Origin of the sequence: Vreelandella massiliensis, assembly GCF_900155385.1 — a bacterium.
GTDB lineage: Bacteria > Pseudomonadota > Gammaproteobacteria > Pseudomonadales > Halomonadaceae > Vreelandella > Vreelandella massiliensis.
Window position 1 is genome coordinate 597,741 of record NZ_LT699745.1, and the last position, 21,879, is coordinate 619,619.

At 60.7% G+C, this 21,879-nt stretch carries 21 protein-coding genes; 2 read left to right on the forward strand and 19 right to left on the reverse strand.

Going from position 1 to position 21,879, the window contains the following annotated elements; translation table 11 throughout:
* Positions 1 to 34: 34 nt before the first annotated feature.
* Both BQ9846_RS07345 and BQ9846_RS07350 read right to left on the reverse strand, forming a co-directional pair.
* Positions 35 to 1,087 carry a TRAP transporter substrate-binding protein gene (locus tag BQ9846_RS07345; protein WP_075880315.1) on the reverse strand — a complete coding sequence of 351 codons (1,053 nt, stop codon included), beginning with the start codon at positions 1,085 to 1,087 and terminating at the stop codon, positions 35 to 37.
* A 164-nt stretch (positions 1,088 to 1,251) separates the two neighbouring features.
* On the reverse strand, positions 1,252 to 1,824 hold the full coding sequence (locus BQ9846_RS07350; protein ID WP_075880317.1) for a TIGR02444 family protein: 573 nt from the start codon (positions 1,822 to 1,824) through the stop codon (positions 1,252 to 1,254).
* Positions 1,825 to 1,854: 30 nt separating this feature from the next.
* On the opposite strand from BQ9846_RS07350, the gene BQ9846_RS07355 reads away from it, so the two are divergent.
* Positions 1,855 to 3,813: an ATP-binding cassette domain-containing protein gene (locus BQ9846_RS07355; protein ID WP_075880319.1), complete on the forward strand. Its 1,959-nt coding sequence runs from the start codon at positions 1,855 to 1,857 to the stop codon at positions 3,811 to 3,813.
* Between the two features lie 8 nt (positions 3,814 to 3,821).
* On the opposite strand, the gene dtd is transcribed toward BQ9846_RS07355, so the two are convergent.
* From dtd to BQ9846_RS07405, 10 genes are all read right to left on the reverse strand, one after another.
* Positions 3,822 to 4,259 carry a D-aminoacyl-tRNA deacylase gene (dtd, locus tag BQ9846_RS07360; protein ID WP_075880321.1) on the reverse strand — a complete coding sequence of 146 codons (438 nt, stop codon included), beginning with the start codon at positions 4,257 to 4,259 and terminating at the stop codon, positions 3,822 to 3,824.
* 48 nt (positions 4,260 to 4,307) lie between these two features.
* On the reverse strand, positions 4,308 to 4,883 hold the full coding sequence (locus tag BQ9846_RS07365; protein ID WP_075880323.1) for a chalcone isomerase family protein: 576 nt from the start codon (positions 4,881 to 4,883) through the stop codon (positions 4,308 to 4,310).
* Positions 4,884 to 4,965: 82 nt separating this feature from the next.
* Positions 4,966 to 5,811 (reverse strand): universal stress protein, encoded by an 846-nt coding sequence (locus tag BQ9846_RS07370; RefSeq protein ID WP_075880325.1) that lies wholly within the window; start codon positions 5,809 to 5,811, stop codon positions 4,966 to 4,968.
* A gap of 100 nt (positions 5,812 to 5,911) precedes the next feature.
* Complete coding sequence (gene thiD, locus BQ9846_RS07375) at positions 5,912 to 6,742, reverse strand: bifunctional hydroxymethylpyrimidine kinase/phosphomethylpyrimidine kinase (protein ID WP_075880327.1); 831 nt, start codon at positions 6,740 to 6,742, stop codon at positions 5,912 to 5,914.
* A 127-nt stretch (positions 6,743 to 6,869) separates the two neighbouring features.
* Positions 6,870 to 7,982 carry a TRAP transporter substrate-binding protein gene (locus BQ9846_RS07380; RefSeq protein ID WP_075880329.1) on the reverse strand — a complete coding sequence of 371 codons (1,113 nt, stop codon included), beginning with the start codon at positions 7,980 to 7,982 and terminating at the stop codon, positions 6,870 to 6,872.
* A 126-nt stretch (positions 7,983 to 8,108) separates the two neighbouring features.
* On the reverse strand, positions 8,109 to 9,515 hold the full coding sequence (locus tag BQ9846_RS07385) for a TRAP transporter large permease (protein WP_075880331.1): 1,407 nt from the start codon (positions 9,513 to 9,515) through the stop codon (positions 8,109 to 8,111).
* Positions 9,515 to 10,075: a TRAP transporter small permease subunit gene (locus tag BQ9846_RS07390; RefSeq protein WP_075880333.1), complete on the reverse strand. Its 561-nt coding sequence runs from the start codon at positions 10,073 to 10,075 to the stop codon at positions 9,515 to 9,517. Before BQ9846_RS07390 ends, BQ9846_RS07385 begins: the two co-directional genes overlap by 1 nt.
* 105 nt (positions 10,076 to 10,180) lie before the next feature.
* Complete coding sequence (locus BQ9846_RS07395) at positions 10,181 to 10,990, reverse strand: endonuclease/exonuclease/phosphatase family protein (RefSeq protein WP_075880335.1); 810 nt, start codon at positions 10,988 to 10,990, stop codon at positions 10,181 to 10,183.
* Between the two features lie 46 nt (positions 10,991 to 11,036).
* Positions 11,037 to 11,669, reverse strand: coding sequence for a thiol:disulfide interchange protein DsbA/DsbL (locus BQ9846_RS07400; protein ID WP_075880337.1), 633 nt, complete (start codon positions 11,667 to 11,669; stop codon positions 11,037 to 11,039).
* 123 nt (positions 11,670 to 11,792) lie between these two features.
* Positions 11,793 to 12,419 carry a c-type cytochrome gene (locus tag BQ9846_RS07405; RefSeq protein WP_075880339.1) on the reverse strand — a complete coding sequence of 209 codons (627 nt, stop codon included), beginning with the start codon at positions 12,417 to 12,419 and terminating at the stop codon, positions 11,793 to 11,795.
* A 292-nt stretch (positions 12,420 to 12,711) separates the two neighbouring features.
* Between BQ9846_RS07405 and yihA the strand changes: the two genes are divergently transcribed.
* Positions 12,712 to 13,350, forward strand: coding sequence for a ribosome biogenesis GTP-binding protein YihA/YsxC (yihA, locus tag BQ9846_RS07410; protein WP_075880341.1), 639 nt, complete (start codon positions 12,712 to 12,714; stop codon positions 13,348 to 13,350).
* 7 nt (positions 13,351 to 13,357) lie between these two features.
* Here the strand turns inward: yihA and BQ9846_RS07415 are convergent, their stop codons facing one another.
* The 7 genes from BQ9846_RS07415 to BQ9846_RS07455 form a co-directional block, all read right to left on the reverse strand.
* Entirely contained in the window at positions 13,358 to 14,104 is a 747-nt protein-coding gene (locus tag BQ9846_RS07415) for an HAD family hydrolase (protein ID WP_075880343.1), read from the reverse strand.
* Positions 14,105 to 14,851: 747 nt separating this feature from the next.
* On the reverse strand, positions 14,852 to 15,562 hold the full coding sequence (locus BQ9846_RS07430; protein ID WP_075880345.1) for a DUF484 family protein: 711 nt from the start codon (positions 15,560 to 15,562) through the stop codon (positions 14,852 to 14,854).
* Positions 15,563 to 15,587: 25 nt separating this feature from the next.
* The gene (gene dapF / locus BQ9846_RS07435; protein ID WP_075880347.1) at positions 15,588 to 16,430 is read right to left on the reverse strand and encodes a diaminopimelate epimerase; all 843 of its coding nucleotides are present in this window, start codon (positions 16,428 to 16,430) and stop codon (positions 15,588 to 15,590) included.
* Positions 16,430 to 17,719 carry a diaminopimelate decarboxylase gene (gene lysA, locus BQ9846_RS07440; RefSeq protein WP_075880349.1) on the reverse strand — a complete coding sequence of 430 codons (1,290 nt, stop codon included), beginning with the start codon at positions 17,717 to 17,719 and terminating at the stop codon, positions 16,430 to 16,432. The genes dapF and lysA overlap by 1 nt, the downstream gene beginning before the upstream one ends.
* Positions 17,720 to 17,845: an LPS translocon maturation chaperone LptM gene (lptM, locus tag BQ9846_RS07445; protein ID WP_083651515.1), complete on the reverse strand. Its 126-nt coding sequence runs from the start codon at positions 17,843 to 17,845 to the stop codon at positions 17,720 to 17,722. It lies immediately after the preceding gene.
* Positions 17,842 to 19,245, reverse strand: coding sequence for an argininosuccinate lyase (gene argH, locus BQ9846_RS07450; RefSeq protein WP_075880351.1), 1,404 nt, complete (start codon positions 19,243 to 19,245; stop codon positions 17,842 to 17,844). The genes lptM and argH overlap by 4 nt, the downstream gene beginning before the upstream one ends.
* Positions 19,246 to 19,360: 115 nt before the next feature.
* Positions 19,361 to 21,856, reverse strand: a complete 2,496-nt coding sequence (locus BQ9846_RS07455; RefSeq protein ID WP_075880353.1) for an EAL domain-containing protein — start codon at positions 21,854 to 21,856, stop codon at positions 19,361 to 19,363.
* Positions 21,857 to 21,879: the final 23 nt, after the last annotated feature.

Genomic DNA, 21,879 nt, shown 5'->3' on the forward strand with positions numbered 1-21,879 from the left:
GCCTACTCCGTTTGGACATTCATCGTGTCAGCGATTAATCGTTATCGCTCTGCACCTCTGCAAGGTCTTCCTTGAACTGGTTCAGCAGCTCTTCACCGCGCTCACCGGTCATCTCGATAAAGGCTTGCTCAACCTGCGGTGCCCGCTCGCGGAACGCCTGGATCTCTTCTTCGCTTAGGCGATTGACCGTGACTTCATCGGAGGCTTCCTGAATCTTGGCCAGCGACTCATCGGCGAGGCCTTGAATGTGCTCGATGGTGTGGTCATACGCCACTTCGGAGGCGGCTTGAACCAGCGCCTGATCTTCTTCAGACAGCCCCTCGTAGAAATCCTGGTTGGCCATCATGGCGGTAGTGAACCAGCCGTGACCGGTAAAGGTCAGGTGCGGCGACACTTCATACAAACCACCAGACTCGATCCAAAAAATGGGGTTCTCTTGGCCGTCGAGAATGCCGGTCTGCAAACCACCGTAAACCTCACCCCAGGGCAGCGGCGTGGGCGTCGCGCCAAAGGCATCGTAGGTTTCCGATAGCAGCGGGTTGGTCATCACGCGGATCTTCTTGTTGTTGAGATCCTCCGGCGAGCTAATGGGCTCGTCGGTGGTGACCACCATTTCGCCTTCCGGATACATCTTGAGAAGCTCAAGCCCCTGCTCAGCGTAGAGCTTGGGGAACATATCATTGATGGCTTCACTCTCGTCGAAGAACTCAAGCACGGTCTCTTCGTCGGTGGGCAGCAGGTAGGGAATGAAGAAAATTTGCGCTTCGGGAATCAACGACCCCGTAAAGCCAGGCGACTGGTTCACAAACTGCAGAATACCGTTTTGCGTCTGCTCCATGATGTCGTCGGATTCACCCAGCTCACCGAAGCGGTAAACCTGAACGGTGTGATCGGAGTTGTCTTCAATATACTCCTTGAAGGCATAGGCGAAGACGTCTTGCACATCACCTTCATACTCTTCGTGAGCGTAACGCCAGTTATCGGCCGAGGCCGCACCGGACAGCCCTAGCAGTAGCGCACTAACGCTGGCGGTAGTGAGAAGCTTGGTAGAGAGAAGCTTGGGAGAAACAGACTTGCTTGCCTTCATGCGTTATTCCTCTTGCAGTGGTAAGCGCTGAACATAGGCTCAGAACCTGCTCAGACCTTTGCATCTGCTGACATCAAGCAACGCTCGCCGGGAGGCACTACCGCCGCCACTAGATGTCATCAGACGCGCCATTAAGGTCATTTAAGAAGCAGTTAAAATTCAGGCTAGCGCGCCGGGATGAAGCGGTCAAGCTGGCCACCCAACACTTCCCAGGCATTTTCCACCCTCGGACTCGGAGCACAGCCGCTACCACTAAATGGGTGAAAATTCGGCGAAAAAAGCTGTAATTGCAGCCAATGCGCACGTTTAGAAGGCTCTCGTGTCGTTTCTTTTGGGTCTGTACGCGTATTTTCAGGCACGAGAGTCCACTGCTGCCAGCGTTGAAGGTTTTCACGCTCGGCGAGCAGTTCGGCCCGCTTGATGGTCGCGCGTAGCTCAGCCACGCCTTCGCTGGCTTGCGCCGCGCCTTTCAATTCGCGACGCAGCTGGCGCAAAACACCGGTAATCTCCTGCTGCCAGCGAACTCGCGTTCGCCGCTCCAACACCAGCGCCGCGTGCTCGGCTTTGCGCCCATGGTGAAAGAGCCAGGCATGCAACAGCAGCTCGCACACATCGACCTTTGCTTCGTCTTGCAGACACAGACACGCATGCTCAACGCCAGGTCGCGTATAGAAATCGAGGGCAAAATCCCACAGCGGATTCTGCTTGAGGGCGGTCAATCGGGTAGAATCGCGCATCACAGCCCACCTTTACGCTCAGGAGCACGCATGATCGCACTGCGCCAAGTCGCCCTGCAACGCGGCACGCAAACCCTGCTGGAAAACGCCGACCTCACCCTGCACAGCGGCGTCAAAGCCGGCATCATCGGTGCCAACGGCGCAGGTAAGTCGAGCCTGTTTAAACTCCTGCTAGGCGAGCTAGGCGTCGATCAAGGCGAGATTGAGATGAGCGGCGGCCAGCGCATTGCGCATATGGCGCAAGAGATCGATGCCCTCGACCGGGCGATTATTGACTACGTGCTTGATGGCGATCACACACTGCGCCAGGCCGAGGCGGACCTTGCCGCAGCCCAAGCCTCGGGCAATGCCCACCGCGAGGCCGAGCTGCATGGGCTGATCGAAACCCTAGACGGCTACCGGGCGCGCTCACGCGCCGCGCAGCTGCTGGTGGGGCTAGGCTTTGTGCAAGCAGACCTAACGCGGCCGTTGTCGGCGTTTTCCGGCGGTTGGCGGATGCGCGTCAACCTCGCCCGCACGCTGTTCACGCCGTCCGACCTACTGCTCCTGGACGAGCCCACTAACCACTTGGATCTGGATGCGCTGCTGTGGCTGGAGCAGTGGCTTACCCGCTACCCCGGCACGCTGCTGTTGATCTCCCACGATCGCGATTTTCTCGACGCCGTGTGCGACCACATCGTGCACATGCACCACAAAACGGTGGAACTCTACCGCGGCAACTACTCGCGCTTTGAGCGCACCCGCGCGGAGAAACTCGCCCTGCAGCAGGCCGAAGCCGCTAAACAGCAGGCCCGCCGCGAAGAGATCGAGCGCTTCATCGCCCGCTTCAAAGCCAAGGCGACCAAGGCCAAGCAGGCCCAGAGCCGGGTGAAGATGCTAGAGCGCATGGAGGAGATCGCCGTGGCCCACGTCGATTCGCCGTTTCACTTCACCCTGCCGGCGGCGGATAGAACCTCGCATCCGCTTCTCGTACTCGATCAAGCAACGCTGGGTTACCGGGGCGAAAACGGCGACAGCGTGCAGCTGGATCACGTTAACATCACGCTGCTCCCCGAACAGCGTATCGGGCTTCTCGGCCCCAACGGCGCGGGCAAATCGACGCTGATTAAATCGCTGATCGGGGAATTGCCGCTCCTGGCCGGCAAGCGCGTGCCCGGTGAGCATCTTGCGGTCGGCTATTTTGCCCAGCATCAGCTTGAAGGCCTGGATATCACCACCACGCCTTTCGTCCACGTACAGCGGCTCTCCCCCACCGCCAGCGACCAGGAGATCCGTAACTTTCTCGGCGGCTTTGGTTTTAAGGGCGACGATGCGTTTGGCGAGGTGGCAACGTTTTCCGGCGGCGAAAAAGCCCGCCTGGCGCTCGCCCTGGTGGCGTGGCAAAAGCCCAACCTGCTGCTGCTCGACGAGCCCACCAACCACTTGGATTTAGAAATGCGCGAGGCGCTGACCGAGGCGCTCGCCAGCTTCGAAGGCACGGTGATTTTGGTCTCCCACGACCGCCACCTGTTACGCGCCACGGTGGATGAGTTTTGGCGCGTGGCGGATCACCGCGTCGAGCCCTTTGACGGCGACCTGGAGGACTACCGCCACTGGCTTAAGGAGCGCCTGGAGGCCGAGCGGCGCGATACTCGCAGCGAAAAAAGCGAGCGCCAGGGCGCGCAGCAAAACGACGATAGCCGCGAAGCGCGCAAAGCCGCACGCCAGGCCGCGGCTAAAATGCGCGAGCGGCTTCGCCCGCTGAAAAAACAGCGCGATCAGGCAGAAAAAGCCATGGAGCGCGAACAAACGGCCCTGGCCGAGGTGGAAGAGGTGCTCGCCGACCCTGAACTCTACACCGACGCGTCGCGAAAAACCGAGTTAACCAAAGCGCTTGCCCGCCAAGCCGAGATCAAATCGCGCCTTGACGCCGCCGAAGCGCAGTGGCTCGGCGCCGAAGAGGAGCTGGAAGCGATGGAAGCCGAGTTGCTGGCCAGTGAAAACGCTTAGGAGCCCGTTCACGTTTCCAGCAAAAACGTCACTGGGCCGTCGTTGATCAGCGATACCTGCATGTTGGCGCCAAACTCGCCGGTGGCGATGGGGATATCACTTTGACGCGCTTGCTTAACGAGGTAGTGGAACAACCGCTCGCCTTCGGCGGGCGGCGCGGCGCTGGAAAAACTGGGCCGCAGCCCTTTTTGCGTATCGGCCGCCAGGGTGAACTGCGACACCAGTAGCAAACCGCCCCCGGCCTGCTGCACATTGAGGTTCATCTTGCCCTCCGCGTCGCTGAAAACGCGGTAATGCAAGAGTTTTTGCAGCAGTTTATCGGCGTGGGCCTCGCTGTCGCCCTTTTCTACGCCCACAAGCGCAAGTAAGCCGTGCTCAATGGCACCCACGGTCTGCGCCTCAACCTCGACGCTCGCGCGGCTTACCCGCTGAATCAGTGCCTTCATCCCTTACTCCTTGCCCGCTTCGTTTTCCCTGACTGACTCTTCCCCGGCTTAGTCTTTCCCCAAAAGCGCATCGCGAAAATCCTCGCCCAACGGTTTTTTTCCGAGCCAAATGCCGAACATGGCACTGGCGGTGTCGCTATCGCCGCCTTCATACACGACCTCGCCATTGAGCGCCAGCCGCAGTGTTTCGCCATCCCAGCTAAGCCGATAGCGGTCGCCCGGCGCCACGTCTTGGTAGCTTTGATTGATGGCGTTGATCTCCTCTTCGACCTGATTGAACTCGTAGCGAGTGAGCGATTTTTCCAGTGTCTCCGTGGTGGCCTCGGCAAAGTCAGCCGCTTCAATGTCATGGAAGTAAGCCAGCTCCAGCAGGCGGGGCACATCGCCAAGCGGCTGCGGCTCGGTTTCGCCTTCCACCTGATAATAAGCGCCGGCGTAGGCGGTCCAGATCATGTAAGTAAACACCCCGCTACCGAGCAGTTCAAAACGCTGCCCGTGAGCTTCCAAGTGGCGCGGGAAGGTTTCGCCGTTTTCGTTCACACTCGTACCGCTTTGCGCCTGGGCTAGCGCCGCAAAAGAGAGGAGCAGCGCAGGTACCAGCCCGCGTAAGGGGGAAAGAGACATGTCGAACCTCCTGTTTAAATGGCACGCACACCATACCTACCATCGCAATAGGTAGAGGTTCCGTATAAAAATGTAACCGTGTCTACCAAGCGCGGCAGAGCATGAGGTCGCAGTGAGGCTCGCTTAACAGCATCTCGGTTAACTGGCTGGCGTAGTGGGGCTGACCGCGGCTACCGATCATGACCAAATCGGGGGTGTGGCGCTTCATGTACTCTTTCACCACCTCGCAGGGCGACCCCGGTTCCAGTAGAAGCTCCACCTCTGGGACGCCATCGAGCTCGCGCATCAGCGACTCGACCTCCTCTTCAAGCTGCGCCCGCAGCGCCGCCACTTCACGTTCGCGCCACTGCGCGTAGCCCCGTTGCGAACCCAGCTCTCGCTCGCCGGGAAGTCTCCAGGCGTGCAGCAGCGTGATTTTGGCCTCCGGAAAGCGTTTCAACGCCTCTCTTAGCGTATGGCGCGCGGTCAGCGAAAAGTCGATGGGGAGCACAATATGCTCCCACGGCTGGGTGGGTAGGTAAGAGGCCACGACGACCGGACACGGCGCGCTGCGCATCACGCGCATCACCGTGGTGCCCGCGAGCAAGTCTTTCTGACCGCGCTTGCGGTGCATCCCCATCACAATCAGTTCGGCGCTACGCTCATGGGCTTCACGCACGATTTCGGCATACGGCGCGCCGGCGACCGTCTGAATCAGCGTTTGCGGCGCCTCCAAGGCGTAATCTTCACGCAGATCGTTCAGTGTGGCGGTGATGTCGTCCACCACCGCGGCTTCTAAATCGTGCAGCATCCGCTTTGGCAGGTAGGGGTCAATCACGTGGAGAATATCGAGCCGGGCACCTTGGGCATAGGCTAAACGCAGCGCCCGGGCAAACGCCGCGCGGTTATCCGCGGAAAGGTCGGTGGCAAACAGCAGCGTAGGCGTCATGGCGTGGCCTCCTCAGCTTACAAGGGCAGGGGAATCGCCCACCACTCAGCATGGTGCGCTTATGCCCGCCGCGCAAGGCCGCCATCGCGACGCAAACGCCTTACCACCAGGCGTGGAAGTGATGCACCGGCCCACGGCCTTGGCCGACGCTGAGCTGGCCACTGGCTTCCAGCGCGGCATGCAGCCACTGCTTGGCTTGGTGAATAGCGGTCACGGGGGCATTGAAATCAGCGTCTGCGGGTAGTTTGGCCAGACAGGCGGCAATCGCGGAAGAGAGTGAGCATCCGGTGCCGTGAAGATTATCGGTATCGATGCGCGAGGCGGGAAGCCATTCAGGCCCTTGCGGTGTCGCCAACAGATCCGGGCAGGTCTCGCCCTGCAGATGCCCCCCTTTGAGCACGGCGTAGGGCGCCCCAAGCTGCATCAGCCGCGGCAGCACGGCTTCCATCTCATCCAGCGTCGTGGGGGCGCGCGCGTCTAAGAGTACGGCGGCTTCCGGCAGGTTGGGGGTGATGACATCGGCAAGCGGCACCAGGATATCGCGCACCGCGTGGATACCGGCATCGTCGACTAAGACATCGCCGCTTTTGGCCACCATTACCGGGTCGAGCACGATCCAGCGCGGCCGGCGCGCGGTGAGCGCAGCGGCGATCACCTCGGCCACGTCGCGGCTCGCCACCATGCCGATTTTGACCGCATCGAGCTGAATATCCGCTAGCAAGGTATCCAACTGCTGGGCGATAAAATCCGCCGGTACGGGGTGTACGCCGCGCACGCCACAGGTGTTTTGCGCCGTGAGCGCGGTAATGACACTGGTGCCATAGGTACCCAGCGCCGAAAACGTCTTGAGATCGGCCTGAATGCCGGCACCGCCGGAGGGGTCGGAGCCGGCAATCGTCAGCACATTACGGGGGCGGGAATCGTTAGACATCGGGCTCCTCGGCAAAATCATCACGTTATTCCCCTAGGATACCCAAGCCGCGCTTTTTGTGCTGCCTTTAACACGCAAATGGCCGCCCGAGGGGCGGCCATTTGCAACCATGCAAAAAAAGTAGGCGTTACTCTGCTGCGTCCCCTACCGGGTTACGGGCGTTGTAGTACGCCTGCTCGGAGATTTCGTGGTAATCCACCACCTTCTCCTGGAAGGCACGATAGGAGTCGTAAATGCGCGTGGCCATCTCGCTGGACTCGGCAAGCTCCGCCACCACATCCGCTGAGTGTTCGCGCGCCTGCGCTAGCACGTCGTCAGGGATGCGGCGCAGCTCAACGCCGTGCTCGTTGATCAGCGTCTCTAGGGCGTCGTTATTACGCGCGGTGTACTCGTCGAGCACGTTGGCGTTGACGTCACGCACGGCGGTTTTCAGGATCGCCTGCAGGTCAGCGGGCAGCTCGGCCATCGCTTCTTCGTTGACGATCGCTTCAAACATCACCGTAGGCTCGTGCCAACCGGGATAGTAGTAGTAATCCGCCGCCTGATGCAGGCCGAAGGCCAGATCGTTGTACGGACCAATCCACTCGGTTGCGTCGATGGCACCGGACTGCAGCGAGGTGAAGATCTCGCCACCCGGCATGTTCACGATGGCGACGCCCATGCGGTTCATCACTTCACCGCCTAGACCGGGCATGCGCATTTTGAGGCCGTCGAGATCATCGACCGAGTTGATCTCTTTGTTGTACCAGCCGCCCATTTGCACACCGGAGGCGCCGGCGACCATGACATCCACGCCGAAGTCGTCGTAGAGTTCGTTCCAAAGCTCCAGACCGCCGCCGAAGTGCAGCCAGGCGTTCATTTCTTGCGCGTTCATGCCAAAGGGCACGGCAGCGAAGAACTGCGCGGCGGGCGCCTTGCCTTTCCAGTAGTAGGAGGCGGAGTGGCCCAGCTCGGCGGTGCCCTCGGAGACCGCGTCGAACACCTCAAATCCTGGCACCAACTGGCCGGCGCCAAAGACCTCAATGGTCAAGCGGCCATCCGACATCTCGTCAACCAGCTCGGCGAGACGCTCCGGCCCCTGGCCGACGCCGGGGAAGTTCTTTGGCCAGGAGGTGACCATTTTCCAGCTGTAGGTCTCTTCCTGGGCTTGAGCCTGGTTATCCAGGCTTGAGACGGCGAAGAGGCCGGCCGACATGGCCGTGCTCATCGCAATGGCGGCGGATAATGTTTTAATTTTCATATAACCCCTTATTGTTACTGTTTTTGCTTGGAAAGGCACCCGCGCGTAAGCGTGTTCTTCTTCCTATCATGGTGCAGATTGCCACGCGCAAGCGTTGATAGCAGCTCCCACTTTCAACTAATAGCACTAACCAAACTGTTCGGGAAGCCACGTCGCCAGCTCAGGATAAAAGGCTAGCATCAGCAGCATACCCAGCTGAATCAGGATAAACGGAATCACGCCACGGTAAATCGCCGACGTCGGCACCGACTCCGGCGCCACGCCGCGCAGATAAAAGAGCGCGAAACCAAACGGCGGGGTCAAGAAGGACGTCTGCAGATTGATGGCGATCATGATGCCGAGCCAAATCGGGTCGAGCCCCATCGCTAGCAGGATCGGGCCGACGATCGGCACGACGACGAAGGTGATTTCGATAAAATCGAGGATAAACCCGAGCAGAAAAATCACCAGCATCACGATAAGCGTCGCGCCCACGACGCCGCCCGGCATACCTTCAAATAGCTCGGTGACCATGTGCTCACCGCCGTAAGCGCGGAAAACCAGCGAGAACAGCGCCGCCCCGATCAAGATCAAAAATACCATGGTGGTCACGTGCGTGGTCGAGCGCAGCACCTCTTTGAGCGTGGCCCAATCGAGCTGGCGATAAGCGAGCGCCAGTACCAGCGCGCCAAAAGCGCCCACCGCCGAGGCTTCCGTGGGGGTGGCAAAGCCGGTCAGAATCGAGCCCAATACCGCCACGATGAGCACCACCGGGGGCACCAAGCCTTTGAGCAGCAGCATGCCGATGCCCTTGGTGTGGCCCAGCTCCTCCATTAGCTCCTGGCGATCCGCGGCGGGGGCTGACTGCGGGCGCCACCACGCGATCACCATCACGTAGATCATGTACATCACGACCAAAAGCAGCCCCGGCACCAGCGCGCCCATAAAGAGATCGCCCACCGACACCGTTTTGGGGCTGAAAATCCCCATATCCAGCTGCGCTTGCTGATACGCCGAAGAGAGCACATCGCCAAGCAGTACCAGCGCAATAGAGGGCGGAATAATCTGTCCGAGCGTGCCGGTGGCGCAAATCGTGCCGGTGGCAAGCGAGGTGGAGTAGCCGCGCTTGAGCATAGTGGGGAGCGACATCAACCCCATGGTGACCACGGTGGCGCCGACGATCCCGGTCGAGGCGGCCATCAGCATGCCCACCAGCGTGACCGAAAGCCCCAAGCCCCCGCGTAGCGAACCAAAGAGCAGCGCCATCGCGTCGAGCAGGGTCTCCGCCACTTTGGATTTTTCCAGCAGCACGCCCATGAGGACGAAAAGCGGCACCGCCAACAGCGTGGTATTGGTCATGATGCCGTAAAGGCGATTCGGCAGCGCGGCTAGATAACCGCTATCGAAATGGGCGTCCACGCCGATGGCTTCAAGGCCAAGCCCCAGCCCGGCGAAAAGCAGTGCGGTCCCCGAAAGGGAGAGCGCCACCGGGAAGCCGAACATCAGCACAATGCAGATCACGGCAAACAGAACGAGAGGCATAAACTCCAGCATCAGACGCGCTCCTCTAGGTGGCTGTCATCCTCTGCGACGGGCGTGATTCGCCCTGTCAGGATATAGATATTCCGCACCACCTCGACGAGACCTTGTACGAGCATGAGCAGCGCAAACACGGGAATCATGGTTTTTAGCAAAAACACCGCAGGGATACCGCCGTAATCCGAGGAGGTCTCCAAAATCTGCCACGATTTGCTGACATAGCCCAGGCTCGAGGCAATGATGAACACCATTACCGGCATCAAAAGCGCCACGATGCCCACCAGGTTGATCAGCGCCTGGCGGCGCGGCGACGCCTTGCGATAGAAAATATCCACCCGAACGTGGCCGTCGTGGCGAAAGGTGTACGCCGCGGCGAGCATAAAGACCGCCGCGTGCATATACATCACCAGCTCCTGCATGAAGATACTGTTGACCGAAAAGATATAGCGCAGCACCACGATCAAAAATTGGATGAGCATCATAATAATGATCAGCCAGGATAGCGTGCGCCCTAACCACTCGGAGGCGCGATCTAGCGCTCCGATCAGAGGCGGTAGTTGTGATTGTTGGGACATGGGGCGTGTCTCGTATAAACGACTAAGGGAAGAACGTAAACGCCCTGACAATAGCGCATCTTGCCCCACAATGCAGCGCTGGCCACTCACGCGCATTGAACGTTTTTATTTTTGCGCGTCGCGCAGTGCGGTCAGGCAAGCCGCTGGCAGCGGCAGATCGATGGCAAGGGGCAGATGATCCGAAAAGAGGTGGTCCAACACCTGAACCTCGGAGACCTCCAAGCTCTGCGAGAGCAGAATGTGATCCAGCGCCCGGCGCGGTTGCCACGACGGGTAGCTGAGAAGCGGTTTTACCGGATGCAGGGGCAGCGACTCGCTAAACCGCTCATGGGCATGAATTTGCTCCGGGGTGCAGTTGAGATCGCCCATCACCACCACATGGCGCAGCGGGCGGATAATGTCGCTTAGGTAGTCGAACTGACGCACGCGGCCGCGATGACTCAGCGCCAAATGCGCCACAAAGACGTGCAGTGCATCCGGGCCATTACCGAAACGCGCGTGAATCGCCCCGCGTCCGGGTAGCGTGCCGGGCAAGCGATGCTCCTCGACCCGCGCCGGTGCCAAACGCGAAAGCAAGCCGTTACTGTGCTGAGCAATGCGCCCCAGGTTACGATTTAGCTGCTGAAAATGGTGGGGAAAGCCGGCACGTGCGGCAAGGTACTCCACCTGATTGACCCGACTTGAGCGAAAACTGCCGCCGTCGACCTCTTGCAGGCCGACGACATCGAATTTCCCCAGCACGTCGCCCATCAAATCCAGGCGCTGGTTACGCCGAGGATGGGGAAGCAGGTGCTGCCAGCTGCGGGTGAAGTAGTGGTGATAAGCGGAGGTCTGGATGCCCACCTGCAAGTTAAACGTAAGCAGGCGCAGATGGCCGTTGGCAAGTAGCGGTGACCGGGCATCCAGATGACTCATGGGCTAACTTCCCAACAGCGTGCTAGTGAGCAATTGATAAGCGTGATTACTCTGCTCGCTCCTCGCGGACTCGCTCAACCAGCGCGTCGGCAATTTGCGGCATATTGGCCAAGCTACCGGCACTGCTTGGCGTGACGAGGTAGCGACCATCGATCATCAGCGCCGGCACGCCCATCAACTGCATATCGCGCATGCGGCTATTGGCACGGCTCACGTCGCTGCGCACGCTAAAGGAGGTCAGCGCTTCGCTCGCCTCCTTTTCACTCACGCCGTAGTTCGAGAAGAATTCGGCCAATTCATCGGTATCCGTCAGCGAGCGGTCTTCTTCGTGAATGGCGTGAAAGAAGTCGGCATGCAGCTCTTCCTGAATGCCAAGGGATTTTGCCGCATAGAAAGCGGTCGCATGGGTGTTCCAATCACCGCCCATCGTCGCGGGTAGGTGAACAACCTGGACATCGTCCTCAAGCGTTTCGTACCACTCGGTCACCTCGGGCTGCAGGCGATAGCAGTGGGGGCAACCGAACCAGAACGCTTCGGTGATTTCGATTTGACCGTCATCCACCCGTGTCTCCACCGGCGTTTCTAGACGCTCGTAGTGCTCGCCTTCAACGATCTCCTGAGCACTCGCCACCGCAGAGAGCGTAAGTCCCGCCACGGCTACCATTAATGCTTTCAACATATCGGGCTTTCTCCAGGTCAAGCCGGCCCCAAAATGGGCAACGAATCAACAGCGAACCATAAGACGCTATCAGCGCCTTATGGTTCCTTTGTCACCACGACACAAGCACAGGCAGTGCGAGGTTTAGTGCAGGCCCAGCACGTAGTTGGCCACCGCTTCCATGTCGTCATCGCTCATTTTAGAGGCGATATCGCGCATGATGGCATTGGGGTCGTTATGGCGCTCACCGGCGGCAAAGTCTTGCAACGTGGAAACCGTATATTCAGCCAGTTGCCCTGACAGGGCCGGATATACCGCCGTACCGATGCCCTGCCCGGTCGGGGTATGACAAGCGGCACAGGCCGGAATGCCTTTGTCCATATCGCCCGCACGATAGAGGACTTGGCCACGCTCAAGCAGCGCTTCATCGTCTTTGGCTTGACCAATGTTGGGGTCCATTTCGGCGAAGTAAGCCGCGACGTCCCAGGCGTCTTGGTCGGAGAAATCGTCGACCTGCCCGGCCATTTGCGCGACTTGACGATCGCCGTCGCGAATATCCATGATCTGTTTAGCGAGGTAGGACATCTGCTGACCCGCTAGATTGGGGAAAGAGCCAATCGCGCTAATGCCATTTTGGCCATGGCAGGCCGCGCACGAGGCCGCCAGTTCTTGGCCAGCGTTGGGGTCTGCATTGGCTTGCAGGTCTTCTTGGGCGTGGGCGGTGCCAACGGCACCCATGGTAATTGCCAGGCTTGCCAGTAACTTTCTCATTGCTATTCCACTATGCCGTTAGTTGGTGACGGGTACGCACCCTGGGCGCTGCCCAGGTTCAGCACACTACCATGGACAGCTCTGAGCGCCGCCAACAACCCTCGCAAAGGTGCGAAATGTCGCTGACGGATAGAGCGCGATGGTACACTAGCGCCCCAGGTCGCAGATATTAAACCGCTTGCATTATAACGAATCACCCCAGCAACGGAAATGCAAGAGCATGCCTGCTTTAGGGGTAATTCCAGCGCGCTTTCGCGCCGACTTCTGCTCTATTTCGCCAGGATACACACCGATGACCGTAACACCTGCCAGCGCTCCGGCACTCAACTATTCGACCGCGAGCTTTATGCTAAGCGCGCCGACGCTCGCCCAGTGCCCCAACGACAGCGGCGCCGAGGTGGCCTTTGCCGGGCGCTCGAACGCGGGGAAATCCAGCGCCATCAATGCGCTTACGCGGCAAAACGCGTTGGCGCGCACCTCGCGCACGCCCGGGCGTACGCAGCTGATCAACTTCTTCAGCTTAATGAACACCACCTCACAGCGCCTGGTGGACTTGCCCGGCTACGGCTACGCCAAAGTACCCGAGGCGGTCAAACGCGAGTGGCAAGAGCACCTCTCCCACTATCTGCGCGGCCGTCAAAGCCTGCGCGGGCTGGTGCTACTCATGGATGTCCGCCACCCGCTCACCGAGTTTGACCAGATGATGCTGGGTTTTGCCGACGAACGCGACCTGCCGGTGCAGATTCTGCTGACAAAAGCGGATAAACTGAAAAAAGGCCCCGCGAGCAGCTCGCTGCAAAAAGTGCGTTCTCAGCTGCGCGACTGGGAAGACCTCGTCTCCGTTCAGCTCTTCTCGGCGCTCAAAAAAGAGGGCCTGGAGCCCCTATCGCAGCGTCTGGACCAGTGGCTAACACTCCCCAATGAGGTATAGCGAAGCGTTATCCGCTATTTTCCCACCACGCTATCACCTCGGGCAGCTCTTTGACGTGGGCGATGCGCGTCACCCGCTCGGGCAGCGCTTGATCGCCCGTCTCGCTGATCCACACGGCGTGCATGCCGAGCTTTTGGGCGGGCAGCACATCCTCCTCCCAGGAGTCGCCCACGTGCATCGACCGCTCGGGCACCGCGCCGAGCTTTTCCAGCGCGGTCAGAAAGGGCGTGGGGTCGGGCTTGGGGGCGAGTAGCTCGCCCGCCGCGATGGCCACCGGGAAGTGGTGCGCCAGCGGCTGCCGGGTTAAGCGGATATTGCCATTGGTGATCGCCGCCAAGCGATAGCGCTTACGCAGCTCATGCAAGAGCGCGTCGACTTCCGGGTGCGGCGTCACCTGCACGCGCAGGCGGTGAAATTCGTTCATCGCCGCCGACGCCCACATCAAGGCGGTACTCTTCTCCACCCCCTGGGCTTGAAGCTGCGCCTCGAGGGCGCGCAGGCGCAGCCAGGTAAAATCGCCGCGCCGCTTTGGCACCTCGCAGGCTAAGCGCTGGCGGCGGGCAAGGTAATCCTGCAAGCCGTTTTCATACGTCAACGCCAGGGGCGGCTCGCCGCGCTCCGCACGCCACACGTTGAACGCGGTGAGCAGCCAGCGGTAGTGGCCCTCTTCGGTGCGCGCCATGACCCCCCGGTTGTCCCACAGGGTGTCATCGAGATCGAAGGTAATCGCTTGCAGCGAAGCCGTTGGGCGCATGGCTATGCCTCGGGAGGTGAATTGGAAGAAGCGTCCGGCGCGCGGCGCCTGGCACGCGGGTGGGCGGCGTCGTAGCTTGCGGCCAGGTGCTGCCAATCCAGCCGCGTATAGACCTGCGTGGTGGAGAGATGGGCGTGGCCCAAGAGCTCCTGCACCGCGCGCAAATCCTGGCTCGATTCCAACAGATGGCTGGCGAACGAGTGGCGCAGCCGGTGCGGGTGAAGATGCTCGGGCAAGCCCCGCTCGATGGCCAACTGCACCAGACGCCTCTGAATCGCGCGGTGACCCAGCCGGGCGCCCCGCTGCCCCACAAACAGCGCGGTTTCGCTCGCCGGAGCGAGCTGTGCCCGTGCCGCGAGCGAGAGGAGGGGTAATGCTTTTGCACTTCACCAAAATGCACGGCCTGGGCAACGACTTCGTGATAGATCGGAAGAGCGTCGTGTAGGGAAAGAGGGTAGATCTCGGTGGTTGCCGTATCATTAAAAAAAAAAAAACGTGCAGTCGCTGAGACCCGCCGCCCGCCGCCGCGCCAGGCTGCGTGGCGCCAGCCCACGGCTGCGCTCACTGGCGAGAAAGGCGCGCAGAAACGTGGTGTTCAGCTGTTTCACCGACACCACGCCGCGTGTCTCGGCGAAGGCGCTTAGCGCGGCCAAATCACGCCGGTACGCCGTCACCGTGGCCGGGCTTGCATGCTGCGAAAGCGCCGCCAAAAACGCCTCGATCTGTGGGGTTAAGTCGGCAGGGACGTTAGTCATGGGGTGAGAGACGGATCAAAAGTCGAGCGACGATATCGCCCAAGTACTCGGTGAACAGCGTGTCCATGCTCGCCCGGTACTGCTCGGGGTCGGGGCTCGCCAGCAGCAGGTAGCCTAGCGGCTCGCCCGCCGAGAGGCGCGTCACCGCGCAGGAGCCGGCTTTCTTGGGCGGCGTGACGTGGGGCAGCAAGCACTTCCAATCGCTTACCCCGAGCTTGGCACAGCGGCTCGTGCGGCCATCCAACAGCGCCGCCAGCCGCGCGCCGGCGTGCTGGTTGAGCACGTACCGCGGTGGCTGCGGCAACGTCGGCTCGGCATCGCTCAACGCTTCAGGGCACCACAGCGCCATCGCCGGCGTGTCGAAACGCTCGCTCATCTGGGTCGCCAGCGCCTGCGCCAGGGCATCGCGGTCCTCGGCCTCGACCAGTGCCAACAGCGTTTCGCGCAGGCGACGATACTGCGCCTCGTTATGTCGCGCTGCGTCGAGCAGCTGCTCCAGGCGCCCTTCCGCCGTCTCGGCACGTTCGCGCAGGTCGATGACCAACCGCTCCAGTAGCGAAACGGCGCCGTCTATGTTGGGGTGCGGCACTTTGAGCTGCTGTAGAAGCCCTTCACGGCCGATAAAAAAATCGGGATGACGAGCCAGCCAGAACGCCACTTGATCAGGGTCGAGCGTCTTGCGCGGTTCAGGGGCTTGAGACATCGCCATTCTCCCTAGGTTATTGATGTTATTGCGATTGATTCAGTGCCACTCGGCCATCAAACACGCGTGTGGCGGGCCCGACCATGATCAGCGAGGCTTCCGGGTCGGGCCACTCGATGGTGAGCGCACCACCAGGCAGGTGGACGTTGACCGGGCTTTTCAGAAGCCCCTGACGAATGCCGCTGGCCACCGCCGCGCATGCGCCGGTGCCACACGCCAGGGTCTCGCCGCTGCCGCGCTCAAACACCCGCAAACGGATCTCGCTGGGGGAAACCACCTGCATAAAGCCGACGTTAACCTTATGGGGAAAGCGCGGGTGCGCTTCAATGGCGGGCCCTAGACGCGCCACCGGGGCGGTATCGACGTTTTCGACCTCCAGCACCGCGTGAGGGTTACCCATCGAGACCACGCTGATGTCGAAGGTTTCACCGTCAACGTCCAACTCATGCAGAGGCTGATCGCCGGGGGCATCGAACGGCAGCGCAGACGGCGTAAAGCGCGGACGGCCCATATCCACACGCACCTGGCCATCGTGCTGAATCGTCAGCATAAGCGGGCCGCCGGCGGTTTCGACGTGAATTTCGTTTTTATGGGTCAGGCGTTGATCGCGCACGAAGCGGGCGAAACAGCGCGCACCGTTGCCGCAGTTCTCCACTTCGCTGCCGTCGGCGTTGAAGATGCGGTAGCGAAAATCCATGTCGGGGTCGCGGGGCGGCTCGACGGTGAGTAACTGATCAAAGCCGATACCGAAGCGCCGGTCGGAGAGTTCGCGGACATGCGCATCGGTCAACCGCGCGCGCTGGGTGACCAGATCCACCATCACGAAGTCGTTGCCCAGGCCGTGCATTTTGGTGAAGTGCAAAAGCATTACCCCTCCTCTCGCTCACCTAGCGCGTGCTCGGGCAGCAGCGCTTCACCGGCCCACAGGCTCTCGACGCTCTCACGGCGGCGCACGACAAAACAGGCGTCGCCATCCACCATCAGCTCCGCCGGGCGCGGGCGGCTGTTGTAGTTCGACGCCATGACAAAGCCGTAGGCGCCGGCCGAGCGCACGGCGAGCAGATCGCCCGCGGCAATCGCCAGTTCGCGCTCTTTACCCAGGAAGTCGCCGGTTTCGCATACCGGGCCGACCACGTCGTAGAGCGCGCGCTCGCGCGTTTCGCGGGTATCCACGGGCACAATCGCCTGCCACGCCTGGTAAAGCGCGGGACGAATCAAATCGTTCATGCCCGCGTCGACAATGGCGAAGTTCTTGGTTTCACCCGGTTTTAAAAACTCCACGCGAGTGAGCATGACGCCGGCGTTGGCGGCGATCGAACGGCCCGGCTCGAACAGCAGGGTGAGCTTTTTGCCGCCTTCCCAGCGTGAAAGCCGCGTCAGTAGCGCACTGGCGTAATCAAACGGCTGGGGCGGTTTTTCATCGCGGTAGGGCACGCCCAGGCCACCGCCAAGATCCAAGTGCTCGATCGCGATACCGCGCTCGTGCAGGCGCTCCATGAGCACCAGCAAACGCTCCAGGGCATCCAGGAAAGGCGCGGTTTCGGTGAGCTGCGAGCCGATGTGGCAATCAAGCCCCACCACTTTGACGTGGGGCAGGCCTGCCGCGAGTTCGTAGACCGAAAGCGCCTCGTCGACGGGAATCCCGAATTTGTTGTCTTTAAGCCCGGTGGAGATATAGGGGTGGGTGCCGGCGTCCACGTCCGGATTGACGCGCAGCGACACCGGCGCGGTTTTACCCGCCTCCCCCGCCACGGCGTTTAAGCGCTCAAGCTCGGGGCGCGATTCGACGTTAAAGCATTTGATCCCGACCTCCAGCGCCCGGGCCATCTCCTCGGCCTGCTTGGCCACGCCCGAAAACACCACCTTCGCCGGGTCACCGCCCGCTTTGAGGACGCGCTCAAGCTCGCCCACCGAGACAATATCAAACCCCGCGCCGAGCTTGGCCAGAAGCCCCAGCACCGCGAGGTTGGAGTTCGCCTTTACCGCGTAGCAGATCAGGTGCGACTGGCTACCCAGCGCCTCGGTGTAGGCGCGAAAATGGCGCTCAAGCGTGGCCTTGGAGTAGACGTAGCAGGGCGTGCCGTGCTCGGCGGCGATACGCGACAGCGCCACGTCCTCGGCGTAGAGCACGCCGTCACGGTAATTAAAATAGTCCATTTACCCCTCCTGCTCGGCGCGGTTGGTCGCGGCTTCATCATCGGGCAGATAGAGCGGCCCTTTTTGGCCGCAGCCTGCCAGCGCCATTAACACGGCGACACCCACTATTAGACGCTTAACGCTCATGCCTGATCCTTAAGCACATCGAGCGCTTCGCGGGCACGCTGCGCGGCCGCGCGGACCTGTTCGGGCGCGGTGCCGCCGATGTGGTTACGCGCCGCGACCGAGCCTTCCAGCGTGAGCACGTCGAAGACGTCGCTTTCGATCTCCTGGGAGAACTGGCGCAGCTCATCAAGCGACATCTGCGAGAGGTCTTTCTCCTCTTTCAGGCCATACGCCACCGACTCCCCCACAATCTCGTGGGCGTCGCGGAAGGCCACGCCTTTGCGCACCAGGTAATCGGCCAGATCAGTGGCGGTAGAGAAGCCCTTGCGCGCCGCTTCAAACATATTGACCTTTTTCGGCTCGATGGCCGGCACCATGTCGGCAAAGGCTTTCAGGCAGTCGCCCACGGTATCCACGGCGTCAAACAGCGGCTCCTTGTCTTCCTGGTTGTCCTTGTTGTAGGCCAGCGGCTGCGACTTCATCAGCGTCAGAAGCCCCATTAGGTGGCCGTAGACGCGCCCGGTTTTGCCCCGCACCAGCTCGGGCACATCGGGGTTTTTCTTCTGCGGCATGATCGAGGAGCCGGTGCAGAAGCGATCCGGCAGGTCGATAAAATCGAACTGCGCGCTGGTCCACAGCACCAGCTCTTCGCTCATGCGCGAGAGGTGCATCAAGAGCAGGCTGGCAAAGCTGACAAACTCGATGGCAAAATCGCGATCCGAGACCGCGTCCAGCGAGTTCTCCGCCGGTCGCTCAAAGCCTAAAAGCTCGGCGGTAACGTGGCGATCGATGGGGTAGGTCGTCCCCGCCAGCGCCGCCGCACCCAGCGGCATCACGTTAACGCGCTTGCGGCAATCCAAAAGGCGCTCATGGTCGCGGGCGAGCATCTCCTGCCAGGCCAGCAAATGGTGGCCAAACGTCACCGGCTGCGCCGTTTGCAGGTGGGTAAAGCCGGGCATGATGGTGTCGGCTTCGCGGTCGGCAAGGGCTATCATGCCTTCGCGTAGGCGAATTAGCTCGGCTTCGATGGCATCGATGGCATCGCGCATGAAGAGGCGAATATCGGTTGCCACCTGGTCGTTGCGCGAGCGGCCGGTGTGGAGCTTTTTACCGGTAATGCCGATTTTGTCGGTCAGCCGCGCTTCGATGTTCATGTGTACGTCTTCCAGCGGCACCGACCACTGGAACTCACCGCGCCGGATCTCTTCACGAATCTCGTTGAGACCGGTGACGATCGCCTCGCGCTCCTCATCGGTCAGCACCCCCACTCGCGCCAGCATGGTGGCGTGGGCGATCGAGCCTTGAATATCTTGCGCCGCCAAGCGCTGATCAAAGTTGACCGAGGCGGTAAAGCGCTCGACAAAGGCATCGGTGGGTTCGCTGAAGCGGCCGCCCCAGGACTGGTTGGTAGCTTGGCTCATGACAACAGTATCCTGCGTAAACATTAAGAAAATCGTTGGCCAAAGTGTACCAGAGTCGCCCTACCAAGCGGCATGGCGTTTTGCGATTTCACCCGCCGCGATGGCGTAAATCCCTTTAGCGCTCCGCCGCCGGATGACGCTCCCTTTGCCCGTGGCGCCACCTTTCCCGCTCGGCATGGCGAAACGCTTCTTGCACCAGCGCGCGCAGCTCGTCGTCGTCCCAGGGCTTGGTAATGAATTTATACACGCCGCCTTGGTTCACCGCCTCGGTCACGGTTTTCAAATTGGTGTAGCCGGAGAGAATCAGCTGCACCGTATCCGGGTAGAGCTCTTTGGCCCGGCGCAAAAACTCCGTGCCGCTCATTTCCGGCATGCGCTGGTCGCTGAGAATGACTTGCACGTCGTTCATGGCCATCTGCTCAAAGGCGTCTTCCGCGCGCTCAACGGCGATAATCCGGTAGCCATCGCGGCGCAGCACCCGGGTAAGGGCACGCAGGATATTGGGCTCATCATCAAGCAGCAGCAGCGTGCGCGCTGCATCGCCCTCAGTGCTGGTCACGCTCGGCAACACCGGGAGCTGCTCGCGCATAAAGCGCACCAGATCGTCAAACGGCATGGGCCGCGCGAAGTAAAACCCCTGAAAGCTTTCGCACAGCTGTTTGCGCAAAAAGGCGTGCTGGGCCGCCGTCTCAACCCCTTCGACAAGCACCTCCAGCTCCATTTTGGCCGCCATCGTGACCACGCCTTCAATAATCGCGGCGTCACGATGATCGCTAATGACCTCGCGCACAAAGGAGCGGTCCATCTTGATCTTATTGATCGGCAGCCGCTTTAAGTAGCTCAGGCTGGAGAAGCCGGTGCCGAAGTCATCCAGGGCGATATGCACGCCGAGTTCCCGCAACGCATTTAGCGTATCGATCGCCTGCTCGGCGCTCTCCATCAACACGCCTTCGGTGAGTTCTAGCTCTAACAGCGTCGGATCGAAATCGCTGGCATTCAGGGTCTGCTGAATCGACGCAAAAAAACCGGGCCGCTGAAACTGCATAGGGGAAATATTCACCGCCAGGCTCACGCGGCCGAAGCCTAGCGCATTGAGCCGCTGACCGTCGCGGCAAGCCGTCGCCAAGACCCAGTCGCTGATGGGGATGATCTGGCCGGTATCCTCGGCGAGGCTGATAAACTCGGCGGGCGAAATATAACCACGCTCTGGGTGGCGCCAGCGCAACAGCGCTTCGATACCGGTCACCCGGCCACTGGGGCTGTGGATCTGCGGCTGATAGTGCAGCTCGAACTGCTTTTGCTCGATGGCCTGCTGCAGCGCGCTGCGTAGGGCCACGCGGGCACTCACTTTTTGGTTGAGCCCCTCGGTGTACCATTGATAGGTATTGCGCCCTTGGCGTTTGGCTTTGTACATCGCCAAGTCCGCCTGCTGAAGGAGAGCCTCCGGGCGGTCGACGTTACCGTCGCTGGTGGTGATGCCGACACTCGCGGTGATGCGCATCTCGCTGCCTTTGTGCCGGTACGGCGTGGCCAACTGGTGCAAAATACGCTCAACGACGTGCAGCGCATCACTCTCTTGGGCGAGATCCGGCAGCAGCGCGACAAACTCGTCGCTACCAAAACGGCCAACGGTATCCCACGGGCGCAACACGCTTTGTAGGCGCTTGGCAGCTTCCACTAGGATGAAGTCGCCCACCTCGTGGCCGAGGGTATCATTAATCGGCTTGAACTCGTCTAAATCGATAAACAGCACGGCCAGATAGCGCTGATGGCGCCGCGCCACTTGGCAACCCTGCGCTAAGCGCCGCGCGAGAGCGTTACGGTTGGGTAGTCCCGTGAGGGTATCGTGACTGGCGTTATAAGCGATTTGGGCTTGGTATTGGCGCTGCTCGGAGATATCGTTTTGCACGCCGATATAGTGCGTCACCGCACCGTTTTCATCGCGCACCGGCGAAATGTACAGCTCATTCCAGAACAGCTCCCCATTGCGGCGGTAATTGCGCAGCGTGACATGCACTTCACGCTCGGCCGCAATTCCCTCACGCAGCTGTCTGACCACCTGAGGGTCGGTCTCCTCGCCCTGTAAAAAACGGCAGTTGTGGCCTAGCACCTCCTCGCGGGGGTAGCCGGTAATGCGCTCAAAGGCGGCGTTAGCGTATACCAGCGGTAGATCGGGCTGCCCGGCATCGGCGATCAAAATGCCGTTGACGCTCGATTCGACCCCGCGCTTGAGTAGCCTGAGCTGGCCTTCAACCGCTTTGCGCTCGGTGATTTGCCGCGCGACGACGTAAATAACGCGATCCGCGCCTAGCGAGGCGTTTACTTCCACCCAGTAGCGCCGCTTTGAGGCGCTGACGACCTGCAGCTCGAAAACATCCACCACCTCGCCCTGCGCTAGCCGCGCCAACATATCGGCGACCAACGGCTGGTCCTCTTCGCACACCACCTGGGCATACGAATGGCCGAGCACCGTGTCTTCGCGGTACTCAAGCAGGGTTAAAAAAGCGGGATTGACCTGCTTAAAACAGCCATCCAAATCCACGCAGCAAAACAGATCGGGAGAGAGGGTATAAAATTGCGCTAACTGCCCTGGGGTTGGGACTCGGGCCATAATGTATCCTAATAAAATTGTGT

Coding starts and splice junctions, on each gene's coding strand:
- argH (WP_075880351.1), bottom strand. CDS start 19,245: ATGAGCCAAGCTACCAACCAGTCCTGGGGCGGCCGCTTCAGCGAACCC.
- BQ9846_RS07415 (WP_075880343.1), bottom strand. CDS start 14,104: ATGCGCCCAACGGCTTCGCTGCAAGCGATTACCTTCGATCTCGATGAC.
- BQ9846_RS07350 (WP_075880317.1), bottom strand. CDS start 1,824: ATGCGCGATTCTACCCGATTGACCGCCCTCAAGCAGAATCCGCTGTGG.
- BQ9846_RS07370 (WP_075880325.1), bottom strand. CDS start 5,811: ATGACGCCTACGCTGCTGTTTGCCACCGACCTTTCCGCGGATAACCGC.
- BQ9846_RS07345 (WP_075880315.1), bottom strand. CDS start 1,087: ATGAAGGCAAGCAAGTCTGTTTCTCCCAAGCTTCTCTCTACCAAGCTT.
- BQ9846_RS07380 (WP_075880329.1), bottom strand. CDS start 7,982: ATGAAAATTAAAACATTATCCGCCGCCATTGCGATGAGCACGGCCATG.
- BQ9846_RS07400 (WP_075880337.1), bottom strand. CDS start 11,669: ATGTTGAAAGCATTAATGGTAGCCGTGGCGGGACTTACGCTCTCTGCG.
- BQ9846_RS07395 (WP_075880335.1), bottom strand. CDS start 10,990: ATGAGTCATCTGGATGCCCGGTCACCGCTACTTGCCAACGGCCATCTG.
- BQ9846_RS07365 (WP_075880323.1), bottom strand. CDS start 4,883: ATGTCTCTTTCCCCCTTACGCGGGCTGGTACCTGCGCTGCTCCTCTCT.
- BQ9846_RS07455 (WP_075880353.1), bottom strand. CDS start 21,856: ATGGCCCGAGTCCCAACCCCAGGGCAGTTAGCGCAATTTTATACCCTC.
- BQ9846_RS07385 (WP_075880331.1), bottom strand. CDS start 9,515: ATGCTGGAGTTTATGCCTCTCGTTCTGTTTGCCGTGATCTGCATTGTG.
- BQ9846_RS07355 (WP_075880319.1), top strand. CDS start 1,855: ATGATCGCACTGCGCCAAGTCGCCCTGCAACGCGGCACGCAAACCCTG.
- dapF (WP_075880347.1), bottom strand. CDS start 16,430: ATGCTTTTGCACTTCACCAAAATGCACGGCCTGGGCAACGACTTCGTG.
- thiD (WP_075880327.1), bottom strand. CDS start 6,742: ATGTCTAACGATTCCCGCCCCCGTAATGTGCTGACGATTGCCGGCTCC.
- BQ9846_RS07430 (WP_075880345.1), bottom strand. CDS start 15,562: ATGTCTCAAGCCCCTGAACCGCGCAAGACGCTCGACCCTGATCAAGTG.
- dtd (WP_075880321.1), bottom strand. CDS start 4,259: ATGAAGGCACTGATTCAGCGGGTAAGCCGCGCGAGCGTCGAGGTTGAG.
- BQ9846_RS07390 (WP_075880333.1), bottom strand. CDS start 10,075: ATGTCCCAACAATCACAACTACCGCCTCTGATCGGAGCGCTAGATCGC.
- lptM (WP_083651515.1), bottom strand. CDS start 17,845: ATGAGCGTTAAGCGTCTAATAGTGGGTGTCGCCGTGTTAATGGCGCTG.
- lysA (WP_075880349.1), bottom strand. CDS start 17,719: ATGGACTATTTTAATTACCGTGACGGCGTGCTCTACGCCGAGGACGTG.
- BQ9846_RS07405 (WP_075880339.1), bottom strand. CDS start 12,419: ATGAGAAAGTTACTGGCAAGCCTGGCAATTACCATGGGTGCCGTTGGC.
- yihA (WP_075880341.1), top strand. CDS start 12,712: ATGACCGTAACACCTGCCAGCGCTCCGGCACTCAACTATTCGACCGCG.